12 protein-coding genes are annotated in these 12,711 nt (G+C 74.0%); 10 read left to right on the top strand and 2 right to left on the bottom strand.

The window, feature by feature from the left end:
* Positions 1 to 8: 8 nt before the first annotated feature.
* Together ACZ6CV_RS33895 and ACZ6CV_RS33900 are read left to right on the top strand one after the other, a co-directional pair.
* Positions 9 to 1,316, top strand: a complete 1,308-nt coding sequence (locus ACZ6CV_RS33895; RefSeq protein WP_469255296.1) for an HAD family hydrolase — start codon at positions 9 to 11, stop codon at positions 1,314 to 1,316.
* 28 nt (positions 1,317 to 1,344) lie between these two features.
* Complete coding sequence (locus tag ACZ6CV_RS33900; protein ID WP_469255298.1) at positions 1,345 to 2,322, top strand: DUF2510 domain-containing protein; 978 nt, start codon at positions 1,345 to 1,347, stop codon at positions 2,320 to 2,322.
* Positions 2,323 to 2,338: 16 nt separating this feature from the next.
* On the opposite strand, the gene ACZ6CV_RS33905 is transcribed toward ACZ6CV_RS33900, so the two are convergent.
* Complete coding sequence (locus tag ACZ6CV_RS33905) at positions 2,339 to 3,589, bottom strand: amino acid deaminase/aldolase (protein ID WP_469255300.1); 1,251 nt, start codon at positions 3,587 to 3,589, stop codon at positions 2,339 to 2,341.
* Positions 3,590 to 5,217: 1,628 nt separating this feature from the next.
* On the opposite strand from ACZ6CV_RS33905, the gene ACZ6CV_RS33910 reads away from it, so the two are divergent.
* From ACZ6CV_RS33910 to ACZ6CV_RS33920, 3 genes are all read left to right on the top strand, one after another.
* Complete coding sequence (locus ACZ6CV_RS33910) at positions 5,218 to 6,072, top strand: hypothetical protein (RefSeq protein ID WP_469255302.1); 855 nt, start codon at positions 5,218 to 5,220, stop codon at positions 6,070 to 6,072.
* Positions 6,069 to 7,343, top strand: a complete 1,275-nt coding sequence (gene mycP / locus ACZ6CV_RS33915) for a type VII secretion-associated serine protease mycosin (RefSeq protein WP_469255304.1) — start codon at positions 6,069 to 6,071, stop codon at positions 7,341 to 7,343. The genes ACZ6CV_RS33910 and mycP overlap by 4 nt, the downstream gene beginning before the upstream one ends.
* An 86-nt stretch (positions 7,344 to 7,429) precedes the next feature.
* Positions 7,430 to 8,164, top strand: coding sequence for an SseB family protein (locus ACZ6CV_RS33920; RefSeq protein WP_359330272.1), 735 nt, complete (start codon positions 7,430 to 7,432; stop codon positions 8,162 to 8,164).
* Positions 8,165 to 8,206: 42 nt separating this feature from the next.
* Here the strand turns inward: ACZ6CV_RS33920 and ACZ6CV_RS33925 are convergent, their stop codons facing one another.
* Positions 8,207 to 8,593 carry a DUF1844 domain-containing protein gene (locus ACZ6CV_RS33925; RefSeq protein WP_355810411.1) on the bottom strand — a complete coding sequence of 129 codons (387 nt, stop codon included), beginning with the start codon at positions 8,591 to 8,593 and terminating at the stop codon, positions 8,207 to 8,209.
* A 392-nt stretch (positions 8,594 to 8,985) separates the two neighbouring features.
* Here ACZ6CV_RS33925 and infC point away from each other — a divergent pair, with 392 nt between their 5' ends.
* The 5 genes from infC (at position 8,986) to ACZ6CV_RS33950 (ending at position 12,655) form a co-directional block, all read left to right on the top strand.
* Positions 8,986 to 9,648: a translation initiation factor IF-3 gene (gene infC / locus ACZ6CV_RS33930; RefSeq protein ID WP_268775508.1), complete on the top strand. Its 663-nt coding sequence runs from the start codon at positions 8,986 to 8,988 to the stop codon at positions 9,646 to 9,648.
* A 106-nt stretch (positions 9,649 to 9,754) separates the two neighbouring features.
* On the top strand, positions 9,755 to 9,949 hold the full coding sequence (rpmI, locus tag ACZ6CV_RS33935; protein ID WP_007829094.1) for a 50S ribosomal protein L35: 195 nt from the start codon (positions 9,755 to 9,757) through the stop codon (positions 9,947 to 9,949).
* Between the two features lie 94 nt (positions 9,950 to 10,043).
* The gene (gene rplT, locus ACZ6CV_RS33940; RefSeq protein ID WP_362371362.1) at positions 10,044 to 10,430 is read left to right on the top strand and encodes a 50S ribosomal protein L20; all 387 of its coding nucleotides are present in this window, start codon (positions 10,044 to 10,046) and stop codon (positions 10,428 to 10,430) included.
* A 159-nt stretch (positions 10,431 to 10,589) separates the two neighbouring features.
* Entirely contained in the window at positions 10,590 to 11,417 is an 828-nt protein-coding gene (locus ACZ6CV_RS33945) for a TrmH family RNA methyltransferase (protein WP_362371365.1), read from the top strand.
* Positions 11,418 to 11,512: 95 nt separating this feature from the next.
* Positions 11,513 to 12,655 carry a sensor histidine kinase gene (locus ACZ6CV_RS33950; protein WP_469255307.1) on the top strand — a complete coding sequence of 381 codons (1,143 nt, stop codon included), beginning with the start codon at positions 11,513 to 11,515 and terminating at the stop codon, positions 12,653 to 12,655.
* Positions 12,656 to 12,711: the final 56 nt, after the last annotated feature.

Raw genomic sequence — 12,711 nt, forward strand, 5'->3', positions numbered from 1 at the left:
CCACTCGCATGCGTAACAGAAACATTTTGGCGCTGACCCTGGCCGCGGCCGCCACCCTGGCGGCCGTGCCCGCAGCCTTCCCCGCGGCCGCCGCCACGGCCGCGAACTCCCGTACGGCGGCGGCGCATTGCCCGCAGCTGTCGAAGAAGTTGTCCTGGTACGGCGACAACCGCGCCCATCTGCAGCAGATGATCGACGAGCGCGGCCGCTGCTCCCACCCGCGGCTCGGCCACGGCGAGAAGCGCCCGGTCGCCGCCTTCGACTGGGACAACACCGTCGTCAAGAACGACATCACCGACGCGACCATCGCCTGGGCCCTGCACCACGACAAGATCCTGCGGCCCAAGAGCTGGAAGTCCACCAGCAAGTGGATGACCGACGTCGCCGACCGCGCGCTGACCAAGGCGTGCGGCACCAAGGTGCCCGTCGGCAGGCCGCTGCCCACCTCCACCGACACCGCCTGCGCCGACGAGATCTTCGAGGTCCGCGAGGACGGGAAGACGATGAGCGGCGCCGCGGCGTTCGCCGGCACGTGGGACCACCGCCACACCGTCCCGCAGTACGCCTGGGTGCCGCAGCTCTTCGCCGGGCACACCGTCCGCGAACTGGAGTCGTACGCGGCCAAGGCCCGCAAGCAGGTGCTCGCCGCCCCGATCGGCGCCACCCAGACCGTCGGCACCCACGAGATCCCCGGGTACGCCCGCTACTACCCGCAGCAGCGCGACCTGATCCGCACCCTCAAGAAGGCCGGCTTCGACGTCTACATCGTCTCGGCGGGCTCGGAGCCGGTGACCGAGGTCTGGGCCGGCGGCAAGGACGGCGTGGGCATCGACCGCGAGCACACCGTCGCGATCCGCTCCGTCCTCGACCGCAAGGGCCGCATCACCACCTGGAACCAGGGCTGCGGCGACGTCCCCGTCAACAAGGGCGAGGCCATCCCGTACATCGACGGCAAGCGCTGCTGGATCAACCAGGAGATCTTCGGCGTCAAGGGCAAGCAGGCCTGGCACAAGCAGGACCGGGCGCACCGCATCGCGCTCGGCGGCGGCGACGCGGACACCGACGTGACGTTCGTCGGCGACGCGACCGGCGCGCACCTCGTGCTGAACCGCAACAAGAGCGAGGTCATGTGCCGCGCGTACGACGACGCGGACGGCCGCTGGCTGGTGAACCCCATGTTCATCGAGCCGCTGCAGCAGAAGCCCGACCTCTACCCCTGCTCGACGAGCGCGTACAACGAGCACGACGGCGACAAGGGTCCGGTGCGACGCCCGGACGGCTCCGTGGTTCCCGACCAGCGGGACTCGGTGTACTGATCTTCGCGGTACGTCCTAGAGTGCCGGGATGAGCATGACGACCCCTCCCGGCTGGTACCCGGACCCCGCGGCGCCCTCCGTCGAGCGCTGGTGGGACGGGACCGCCTGGACCGAGCACCGGCGGACCCCCGAGTACGCCCAAGTGCCCCAGGACCAGCAGGGTTTCGGCCCCGGGGTGCAGCAGGGCTTCGGCCCGGCCGCGGCCACCACGGCCTTGTCGGCCCCGGCCGTCTCCGGTGGGGGCCGCGGCAAGGCCGTCGCGCTCACCGCCGCGGGGATCGTCCTCGTCGGCGCGATCGTCGCGGGCGCCGTCGTCCTCACCCAGGACGACGGCGACCCGGCAGGCGGCGCACCGGCGCCCACCGCGCCCGTCAAGAGCGAGCCGACGCCCACCGCGACGGCATCGAAGACGGCGTCGCCCAGCTCCGACCCCGACCCGGACACCCTCGTCGACGACCTCAACGGCATCACGCTCCCCGTCCCCGACGGCTGGGAGAAGAACGACGACGCCCTCGGCGGCGGCGCCACCATCCAGACCCCGGACATCGTCGACTGCCCCGGCGACTCCGGGCTCTGCCGCGAGGCCACCGTCACGTCGAGCACCGTGACCGGCAGCGACGAGACGGACCCCAAGGCCCTCGCCCTGGGCGACATCAAGGACGCGGCGGACGCCGCCTACGGCCACGACAAGCTGGACAACCGGCCCTACGGCGGCATCACCGGCCACGACAAGGTCAAGGAGGGCCAAGTGGCCGTCGCGGGCCGCAGCGGCTACTTCGTGCGCTGGCGGGTGCGGACCGCCAAGGGCGCCGGGGGATACGTCCAGTCGCTCGCGTTCAAGTCGAGCGTCGGCTCCCAGTCGCCGGTCATCGTCCGCTTCGCCGTCGGCGCCGGGGACGGCGCGCCGCCGGTCACTGTCATGGACGAGGTCACCGAGGGGATCCGGTCCGTCGACGACAGCGCGACGGGCGGCGGCGTCGGCGAGGACGTCGGCCCGACATCCTGACGCGGGGAGCCGCGGGTCACAGGAAGGTGTGGCCCTCGCCCCGATACGTGGGCACGCTCGCCGTCACCGTCTCGCCCTCGACCAGCTGCAGCGTCGCGAACCGCTCGCACAGCTCCCCGGCCTTGGCGTGCCGGAACCACACCTTGTCGCCGATCGACAGGTCGTCCGCGGCCGGCCCGTGCAACGGCGTCTGCACCTCGCCCGCGCCCTCCTGCGGGTCGTAGCGCAGCCCCTCGGGCAGATACGGCACCGGCGAGCGGTCGGGGCCCGCGACCCCCGACGCCGGATAGCCGCCGCCGAGCACCGTCACGGTGCCCGCGCCGGGGCGGCGCACCACGGGCTGCGCGAACAGCGCGGCCGGACGGCCGCTGAACGACGTGTAGTTGTCGAAGAGCCGCGGCACGAACAGCCCCGACCCCGCGGCGATCTCGGTGACCGCGCGCTCGGCCGCGGTGTGCTGCACGCTGCCGGTCCCGCCGCCGTTCACGAACTCCAGGTCCGGCGCGACCTCGCGGACGGCCGCGATGGTCTGCCCGCGGCGCGCGGCCAGTTCCCTGCGGGCCGCGGTCTGCATCATCCGGATCGCCCGCGAGCGCGCCGGGTGCCCCTCCACGGCGTCGCCCACGCCCGCGACATGACCCTCGTACGCCATCACGCCCACCAGCCGGAAGCCGGGCCGCCGCACGATCGCCCGGGCCAGCGCGGCGACCTGCACGGGGGAGTGCAGCGGGGAGCGGAGCGCGCCGACGCGCACCCGGCCGCCGAGCACCCGGTACGCGGTGTCCAACTCCAGGCAGACCCGCACCTCCTCATTCCCGCCGTCCCGCGCCTCGTCGATCAGCCGCAGCTGCGCCGGGTCGTCGACCATCACGGTCACCGCGGCCGCGAGCTTCGGGTCGGCGGTGAGCCGCGCGAAACCGGCGCGGTCCGCCGAGGGGTAGGCGAGCAGCACGTCGCCGAAGCCGGACTCGGCGAGCCACAGCGACTCGGCGAGCGTGAACGACATGATCCCGGCGAACCCGTCGCGGGCCAGCACCCGTTCGAGCAGGGCGCGGCAGCGCACGGACTTGCTCGCGACACGGATCGGCTTGCCCGCGGCGCGGCGCACGAGGTCGTCCGCGTTGGCGTCGAAGGCGTCCAGATCGACGATGGCCACGGGGGCGTCGAGGTGCGCGGTGGCCCGGTCGTAACGGGCCCGGTCTGCTGCGGTCCGCGGTGCGTCGCGCGGCGTCGAGGGACGGGGGCCGGGGGACGGGTGGGCTGTCATGGCCGAAGCCTGCCAGACACGATTACCGGAGGGTAGGGGGATGATCCGGGCAGAACGCCCGGGGGCCCGGACTGGGTTCCCGTGGGCCCGGCGTCAGCCCGTAGAGTGACGCGCACGGAGTCTGACGGAGCGGCGTGCACCAAGCCTCGCCGGCCTCGCGCTCCGGCCGGCCGAGCGCGAGGAAACGGGGGAGCATGAGCACGGAGGCGGCTCGCAGCCCCATCCCCCCACGTCCTGCCGCGCCTCCCCGTCCCGCGGGCCCGCCGGACCCCGCCGCGCCCCCGGCCGCCGAAAGCACCGAGCTGCCCCCGGCCGCCGAAAGCGCCGAGCCGCCCCCGGTACCCTCCGCCCGCTTCCCCGACGTCCGGCCGCCCGTCGACCGGGACTGGGTCCTCGACGCCCCGCGCCCGGCATCCGCGGATGACGCGGCGGGCCGAACGGCCCGCATCCAGGCCCTACTGGCCCCCTTCGAACAGGCCCGAACCCAACGCGACCCATCCCCCACCCCGACCTTCCCCCGCCTCCCGGAGCCCCCGGCGCCGCCGACGGCGGCGCCCCCACGCCCAACGGTCCCGCCGCAGACCCACGCGGAGGGCGAGGCGCCGCCCGCTCCGGGCCGCCTTCCGGAGTCCCCGCCGGCGTCAACCGAACCGGCCACCGCGCCGCCGCGCCCAGCGGTCCCGCCGCAGACCTACGCGGAAGGCGAGGCGTCACCCACCCCGGCACCCCCTTCAGCCTCAGCCCGTCTCCCGGAGTCCCCGCCGACGCCTACCTCCGCGCCGCCGCACCCCGCCGTACCTCCGCCCGCCCGCGCGAAAGGCGACGCGGCGCCCGCCCCGGCCTGCCTCCCCGAGGCCCCACTGGCGTCGACCGAGTCGGCCTCCGCGCCGCCGCGTCCTCGCGCGGAACGCGAGGCGTCGACCGCCCCAATGCCCCCGCCCTCGGCCTCGGTTCGTCTCCCGCAGACCCCGTCGGCCCCGGCCGAGCCCGCGGTGCCCTACGCGTCGGCGCACCCTGCCGTACCCCCGCCTGCCTCGGCCCGTCTCCCTGACGCCCCGCCGGCGTCCGCCGAGCCGACCCCCGCCATACCCCCGCGGGCCCGCGGGGAAGACGTCTCAGCACCTCCGTCGGCCTCGGCCCGTCTGCCCGACGTCCCACCGGCGCCTGCCCCCGCGACGCCGCCCCCCGCCGTACCCCCGTCCGCCCCGGCACCCCCGGCCCCGGCCGACCCCACCGCCCCCCGCGCGTCGGCGCACCCTGCCGTACCCCCACCGGCCTCGGCCCGTCTCCCCGACGCCCCGCCGGCGACCGCCGAGTCGACCCCCGCCATACCCCCGCAGGCCCGCGCGGAAGACGTCCCAGCACCCCCACCGGCCTCGGCCCGTCTCCCCGACGCCCCGCCCGCGACCGCCGAGTCGGCCTCCGTGCCGCCGCACCCCACCGCGCCCCCCGGCGTCCCCTCCGCCTTGGAGGCGCCGCCCGCCCGGGATGGGTTGGACGACGCCGCGCCTGAGGAGACGACCGCTCGGTTGCGGCCCATCCCCGCTGACGTGGGGGCGGATTCGGCCCCCACGCCCCGCCCTCCCGCACCCCCGCGCGCACGCGCCTTCCGGCGGGCCGTCGCGGTCGTGGATCTGACGCCGGGGCCCGGGGCCGGACGGCCCTTCGTCTCCTTCGCTCGGTCCGCGCTGTACGACGACACCACCACCCGGCTGCGGCCCATCGGCGCCTGGGCGAAGCCCCGCGCGGCCGCCGCCGCGGCCTGTGTCGTCCTCGGGCTCGGCCTCATCGGCGGTGCGGTGACCGGGAGTTGGCTGACCGGCGAGTCAGCGGCCGGCGGCGCCGACCGCAGCGCGTACACCGTCACCGGCGGACTCTGGCACAGCGTCCCCGTCGACCGGCTCTTCCCGCCCGCCCTGAAGGGCGAGGGCGCGGGCCCGGGCGGCGCCGACCGCTCCTGGACCCGTGTCGCCGTCGCCCCCGACAGCGGCTGCCGGGGCGCCTTCGACCCGCTGCTGCGCAAGGCGCTCGCCCCGGTCGGCTGTCTGCGGCTGCTGCGCGCCACGTACACGGACGCCACCCGCAGCCATGTCACCACCGTGGGCCTGCTGTTCACCAAGGCGGACGCCGACGCGATGCAGACCCTGCGGAACCGTTTCACGGAGGAGGGGCTCGACCGGCGCCCCGACCTCATGCCCCGCCCGTACGCGGCGAAGGGCACGCCGGCCGAGGGGTTCGGGGACGCGCAGCGCGCCGCCTGGACCATGTCCGTGCTGCCGGACGCGCCCGTCGTCGCGTACGCCGTCTCCGGATTCGCCGACGGCCGCGCCGTCACGGACCCCGAGCCCGCCACCGAGGCCATGGGCACCAACACCACGTCGGCGCCCGCCCAGTCGGGCCTCGGCCACGAGGCGAAGGGCATCGCCGACCGGATCGAACGAGGCCTGCGCAAGACCATCGCGGCAGCGGAGAAGCAATCATGAGCACCCGTCAGGCGAGGACACCCCGCCGGGTCGGCGACCGGCCCCTGCAGACCCGCCCCGCGCAAGCCCGCCCCGCCCAGACCCGCCCCGCGCAAGCCCGCCCCGTGAGGATCCGCCACGCGCTCGTCGCCGCCGTCGCCGCCACCCTGGCCCTCGCCCCCGTCACCCCCGCCCACGCCGACGACGGCATCCGCGCCCAGCAGTGGGCCCTCGGCGCCATGCACACCGACGAGGCCTGGCGGACCACCAAGGGCGCCGGTATCACCGTCGCCGTCCTGGACACCGGCATAGACGCGGAGCACCCGGACCTCGCGGGCAGCGTCCTCAAGGGCAAGGACATGGTCGGCTTCGGGGCCGGCCGCGGCGACCGCCCCTGGGCCCGGCACGGCACCGCCATGGCCGGGATCATCGCGGGCCACGGACACGGCGAGGGCCGCTCCGACGGCGTGCTCGGCATCGCGCCCGACGCGAAGATCCTGCCGATCCGCGTGATCCTGGAGGACGGCGACCCCGCCCGCAAGAAGGCCCGCGACACCCGCGGCAACGCCCTCGCCGACGGCATCCGCTGGGCCGCCGACCACGGCGCCGACGTCATCAACCTCTCCCTCGGCGACGACTCCAAGTCCGCCCACCCCGAACCGGCCGAGGACGCCGCCGTGCAGTACGCCCTGAAGAAGGGTGTCGCCGTCGTCGCCTCCGCGGGCAACGGCGGCGAGCGCGGCGACCACATCTCCTACCCCGCCGCCTACCCCGGCGTGATCGCCGCGACGGCCGTCGACGAGAACGGCGCCCGCGCCTCCTTCTCCACCCGCCGCTGGTACGCCACCGTCGCCGCCCCCGGCGACGACATCGTCATCGCCGACCCCGACCACAAGTACTACGAGGGCTGGGGCACCAGCGCCGCCTCCGCCTTCGTGTCCGGCGCCGTCGCCCTGCTCCGCGCGGCCCACCCCGGGCTCACCCCCGCCCAGATCAAACAGCTCCTCGAGGACACCGCACGGGACGCACCCGCCGGCGGCCGGGACGACTCCCGGGGCTTCGGCATGATCGACCCGGCGGCCGCGCTCACCCGGGCGGCCAAGCTCAAGCCCGAGGAGCCGCACACGGCGGCGTACGGCACGAAGTACTTCGGCGCGGGGCCGGACGCGACCGTCGGCGACGACGGCCCGGCGGGCTGGGTGGGCCCCGTCGCCGGCGGCCTGGGCGTCGCGCTGCTCGCCGCGGCGGTCCACCTGTGGCGGACCAGGGCCGGAACGCCCCGGCGCGGCTGACCCCGGGACCCCGGCGGAGCCCCGGGCGACCGACCGGGACGGCACCGCCACTCTGTAGGGTCGATGCCGTGGCGAACATGGCGAGCATGGCGAACAAGAACATTCCCGACCCGGGCTTCTCCGACGACGACGGCACGGCCGACCCGCGACTGGCCGCGGCGCTCGCCGCCTGGTCGAAGGACCGCACGGCGCACGGCCCCGTCCTCGCGGCCCTGGCCGGCGCCCGGCTCCTCGTCCCCGTCGTCGCCGTGCTCGGCGAGGTCGAGGAGGACGAGAACGGCCTTCGCCGCGAGAAGACCAGCGACATGGCGGTCCCCACCCTCAAGGCCGGCGACCGCAAGGCGCTGCCCGCCTTCACCTCCACCGAGGCGCTCGCCCTGTGGGACCCGGCGGCCCGCCCCGTCGCCGTCCCCCTGCCCCAGGCGCTGCAGGCCGCCGTCCACGAGCAGGCCGACACCATCGTCCTCGACCTCGCGGGCCCCGTCCCCTACGAACTGGGCCGCTCCGCCCTGCTCGCCCTCGCCGAGGGCCGCGCCAGCGCCGACCCGCTCGCCGACCCCGCCGTCACCGACGCGGTGCGCGCGGCCGTCGCCGCCGAGCCCGCCGTGCTCCGCGCCCACCTCGGCCCCGGCCAGGCGGACGGCACCCTCGCCCTGGTCCTCGACCCCGCCGCGGAGCCCGCCGAGGCCGCGCAGCGCGTGGCCCGGCGGATCGCCGCCGACGAAACACTGAGGGCCCGCCTGGTGCGCGGTCTCGACCTGGCGCTCCTGCCGGCCGAGGCGACGCCACCGGGCGAGCCCCTCTACGTACGTACGGTGTGAAGCCCCGTACGTACGCGCAGCGCGTACGTACGGTGTGACGGGTCAGCCGTAGACCGGGCCCGTGTACTTCTCGCCCGGGCCCTGACCCGGCTCGTCCGCCACCAGCGACGCCTCGCGGAACGCCAGCTGCAGCGACTTCAGACCGTCCCGCAGCGGCGCCGCGTGGAACGAGCTGATCTCCGTGGCGCTCGCGTCCATCAGGCCGGCCAGCGAGTGGATCAGCTTGCGGGCCTCGTCCAGGTCCTTGTGGCCCTCGCCGCCCTCGGCGAGACCGAGGTTCACGGCCGCGGCGCTCATCAGGTGGACCGCCACCGTGGTGATCACCTCGACCGCGGGGACGTCCGCGATGTCACGGGTCAGGGTGTCGAAGTCGGGGGAGTCGGGCCCGGGGACCGCGGGGGACTCGGGGGTGGGGGTCGCGTCGCTCATGTCCCCCACGATATGCCGAGCCCCGTACGGCCCCGGCCGCGGGAGCCCCGTGCGCGCCGGTTCGCCCCACCCCCGCGGAGCTGCTAACCTTGTGTGACGACCGGCCGGATACCCGCGTGTCAGCGCGAGACCCGGCCCACAAGTGGAGGCTCCGATCTCCCACCTGGCCGCTCCTAGGGGCGGCGGGTCACCGGTCAGGCGACCGAAGTCCCCGAGGCTTCGGGCCGCCCGATGTGCGCCCCGCGATCACCGCGGAGGTGCTCCGGTAGTACGTGGAGCCCCTTCAGTGTGATCGGTCGGGGCATTTTTCGTTGCCTCGTTCGGTTGGTCCAGTCAACAGACGTAACGCGGCTGTCCGCCAGACGGTCGCGTGGTGCTACCGAGGAGGATCCATCAGCGCCGAGCCCCGCATCAACGACCGGATTCGCGTTCCCGAGGTGCGACTTGTCGGTCCCAGCGGCGAGCAGGTCGGGATTGTTCCGCTTGCCAAGGCCCTGGAGCTTGCACAGGAGTACGACCTTGACCTGGTCGAGGTGGCCGCCACCGCGCGTCCGCCGGTCTGCAAGCTCATGGACTACGGCAAGTTCAAGTACGAGTCGGCCATGAAGGCCCGTGAGGCGCGCAAGAACCAGGCGCACACGGTCATCAAGGAGATGAAGCTCCGGCCGAAGATCGACCCGCACGACTATGACACCAAGAAGGGTCATGTCGTCCGGTTCCTCAAGCAGGGCGACAAGGTCAAGATCACGATCATGTTCCGTGGTCGCGAGCAGTCCCGCCCCGAGCTGGGCTTCCGACTGCTGCAGCGTCTCGCTTCGGACGTCGAGGACCTTGGGTTCATCGAGTCGAACCCGAAGCAGGACGGCCGAAACATGATCATGGTTCTCGGTCCGCACAAGAAGAAGACCGAGGCGATGGCCGAGGCCCGTGAGGCCCAGGCGGCTCGCAAGGCGGACGCGAAGGCCAACCCGGGCCGCTCGCAGAACTCCGCCGAGGGAGAGGAGCTCGACGAAGCTCCCGCCGAGGCCCCGGCCGAGGCTCCTGCCGAGGCCTGATCCCCCGGACGCGAGTCCAGGGGATGCCAACCGATACATATGGCTCCCGGATGCCCGGTTTCCCGACCGGGCATCGGAGTGCCACTGACGAGGAGAGAACGGCGCTATGCCGAAGAACAAGTCGCACAGCGGTGCCAGCAAGCGCTTCAAGGTCACCGGCTCCGGCAAGGTGCTCCGCGAGCGCGCCGGCAAGCGCCACCTGCTCGAGCACAAGTCGTCCCGTCTGACGCGTCGCCTCACCGGCAACGCCGAGATGGCCCCGGGCGACGCCAAGAAGATCAAGAAGCTTCTCGGCAAGTGAGTCCGGGCGCGGATCGCGCCTGAACTCTGACCGGGACCCAATCGATATCGGGTCGTGTGAGTCCAACCACGGCCCCGCTACAAGGAGTTAACAAGTGGCACGCGTCAAGCGGGCAGTCAACGCCCACAAGAAGCGTCGGGCGATCCTCGAAGCGGCCAGCGGCTACCGCGGCCAGCGGTCGCGCCTGTACCGCAAGGCCAAGGAGCAGGTCACCCACTCCCTGGTCTACAACTACAACGACCGCAAGAAGCGCAAGGGCGACTTCCGTCAGCTGTGGATCCAGCGCATCAACGCCGCTGCCCGCCAGAACGGCATGACGTACAACCGCCTCATCCAGGGTCTGAAGGCCGCCAACATCGAGGTGGACCGCAAGATCCTCGCGGAGCTGGCCGTCAACGACGAGAACGCGTTCGCCGCGCTCGTCGAGGTCGCGCAGAAGGCGCTGCCGTCGGACGTCAACGCGCCCAAGGCTGCCGCCTGAGCCGTGCGTCTGTGAACGCCCTCCTCGGACCCGCAGGCCACCCGTGGCCTGCGGGTCCGAGTGCGTAGGTCGGCTGTTCCCCGCGGGCCGTGGGGGCTTGTCGCGCAGTTCCCCGCGCCCCCAAGGGGCGCTCAACCCCCGCTCCACGAAGGTGAGTCCATGCCCGCCGCTCCCGAGTCGATCTCCCCCAAGTCGCCGCGCGTCAGTGCCGCACGGCGGCTGGCCAAGCGGAACTTCCGGGGGAAGGAGCGGCTGTTCCTCGCCGAGGGGCCGCAGGCCGTACGGGAGGCCGCCGGGCACGGGCAGACGCTCGTCGAGCTGTTCGCCACCGTCGAAGCGGCCGAGCGGCACGCCGACATCGTGGCGGAGGCCCGCGCCGCCGGGGCCCGGGTGCACCTCGCCGACGAGGACGTCATCGCCGACATCTCGACCACGGTCACCCCGCAGGGCCTGGTCGGCGTCTGCCGCTTCCTCGACGTGCCCTTCGAGGAGATCCTCGCCGCCCGCCCGAAGCTCGTCGCCGTCCTCGCCCACGTACGCGACCCCGGCAACGCCGGGACCGTGCTGCGCTGCGCGGACGCCGCGGGCGCCGACGCCGTGATCTTCACCGACGCCTCGGTGGACCTCTACAACCCCAAGTCGGTGCGCGCGTCGGTCGGTTCGCACTTCCACCTGCCCGTCGCCGTCGGCGTCCCCGTCGAGCAGGCCGTCCAGGGGCTGAAGGACGCGGGCGTACGGATCCTCGCCGCCGACGGGGCGGGTGCGGACGACCTCGACACCGAACTCGACCGGGGCACCATGGGCACCCCCACCGCCTGGGTCTTCGGCAACGAGGCCTGGGGACTGCCGGAGGAGACCCGCGCGCTCGCCGACGCCGTGGTGCGCGTTCCGATCCACGGCAGAGCCGAGAGCCTCAACCTCGCGACGGCCGCAGCGGTGTGCCTCTACGCGTCCGCCCGCGCCCAGCGCGCCGGCAGTCCTCGCTGAGGGGGTCCGCTCCGTCACATCGAGCTAGTAGTGTGACGGCCTCGGGGGCGCAGGGAGGCACCCCCACCGACAGTCCGAGAGGTGGGGTACGGGGCATGAGTGTCGGCACGAGCAGAGCACCGGGAGTGCGGGACGTGGCCCGTGCTCGCGCGGACCGCGACGGCCCCGGTGACCTCGGCGACCTCGGACTCGACCCGGACGAGCTGCCCGACGGGCTCGTCGTCGCCGACGAGACGGGCCGGATCATCTGCTTCAACGCGGCGGCGGTACGGATCACCGCCGTCCCCGCGGCCGACGCCCTCGGCACCCCGCTGGAGCACGCGCTCCCGTTAGAGGACCTCGAGGGCCGCCGCTGGTGGCAGCTGACCGATCCCTACGGAGGCCTCGCCATCCGCATCGGCCAGCCCGAGCGCAACCTGCTGCTCCCCGGCGGCCGCGAGGTCCTCGTCTCCGCCCGCTACGTGCGCACCGCCCGCACCGGGCCCGTACGCCGGGTGATCGTCTCCCTGCGGGACACCGAGGCCCGCCGCCGCACCGAGCGCAGCCACGCCGAGCTGATCGCCACGGTCGCCCACGAGCTCCGCTCGCCGCTCACCTCCGTCAAGGGCTTCACCGCGACGCTGCTCGCCAAGTGGGAGCGGTTCACCGACGACCAGAAGAAACTGATGCTGGAGACCGTCGACGCCGACGCCAACCGCGTCACCCGGCTGATCGCCGAGCTCCTCGACATCTCCCGCATCGACTCCGGGCGCCTGGAGCTGCGCCGCCAGCCCGTCGACATAGGCGCCGCCGTCGGCCGCCACATCCAGGCGTACGTCGCCGCCGGGCAGGACGCGGACCGCTTCCTCGTCCGGGTCGCGCAGCCGCTGCCCGACTGCTGGGCGGACCCCGACAAGATCGACCAGGTGCTCAGCAACCTGCTGGAAAACGCGGTGCGCCACGGCGAGGGAACCGTCACCATCGAGGTGGCCGCCTCCTCCTCGCCACGCGAGCGGGGCGGCGCAGAGACCGCCGTGACCGTGAGCGACGAGGGTCCCGGCATTCCGGAGGAGTCGATGGGCCGCGTCTTCACCCGCTTCTGGCGGGGCAGCAAGCGCGGCGGGACGGGACTGGGGTTGTACATCGTGAAGGGCATCGTGGAGGTGCACGGCGGGACGATCACCGTCGGCCGCGCTCCCGGCGGCGGCGCCCGGTTCCGATTTACGTTGCCCGTGGGGGCCCCGGCGTATCTGCAGTGACCCTGCGAAGGACGCCCTGAGCAGCCCGCGGGCTCATTCGTTCACCGCACCCCCGT

It is taken from the genome of Streptomyces sp. NPDC041713, from assembly GCF_055591085.1.

Coding starts and splice junctions, on each gene's coding strand:
- ACZ6CV_RS33895 (WP_469255296.1), top strand. CDS start 9: ATGCGTAACAGAAACATTTTGGCGCTGACCCTGGCCGCGGCCGCCACC.
- ACZ6CV_RS33900 (WP_469255298.1), top strand. CDS start 1,345: ATGAGCATGACGACCCCTCCCGGCTGGTACCCGGACCCCGCGGCGCCC.
- ACZ6CV_RS33905 (WP_469255300.1), bottom strand. CDS start 3,589: ATGACAGCCCACCCGTCCCCCGGCCCCCGTCCCTCGACGCCGCGCGAC.
- mycP (WP_469255304.1), top strand. CDS start 6,069: ATGAGCACCCGTCAGGCGAGGACACCCCGCCGGGTCGGCGACCGGCCC.
- ACZ6CV_RS33920 (WP_359330272.1), top strand. CDS start 7,430: ATGGCGAACAAGAACATTCCCGACCCGGGCTTCTCCGACGACGACGGC.
- ACZ6CV_RS33925 (WP_355810411.1), bottom strand. CDS start 8,593: ATGAGCGACGCGACCCCCACCCCCGAGTCCCCCGCGGTCCCCGGGCCC.
- rpmI (WP_007829094.1), top strand. CDS start 9,755: ATGCCGAAGAACAAGTCGCACAGCGGTGCCAGCAAGCGCTTCAAGGTC.
- ACZ6CV_RS33945 (WP_362371365.1), top strand. CDS start 10,590: ATGCCCGCCGCTCCCGAGTCGATCTCCCCCAAGTCGCCGCGCGTCAGT.
- ACZ6CV_RS33950 (WP_469255307.1), top strand. CDS start 11,513: ATGAGTGTCGGCACGAGCAGAGCACCGGGAGTGCGGGACGTGGCCCGT.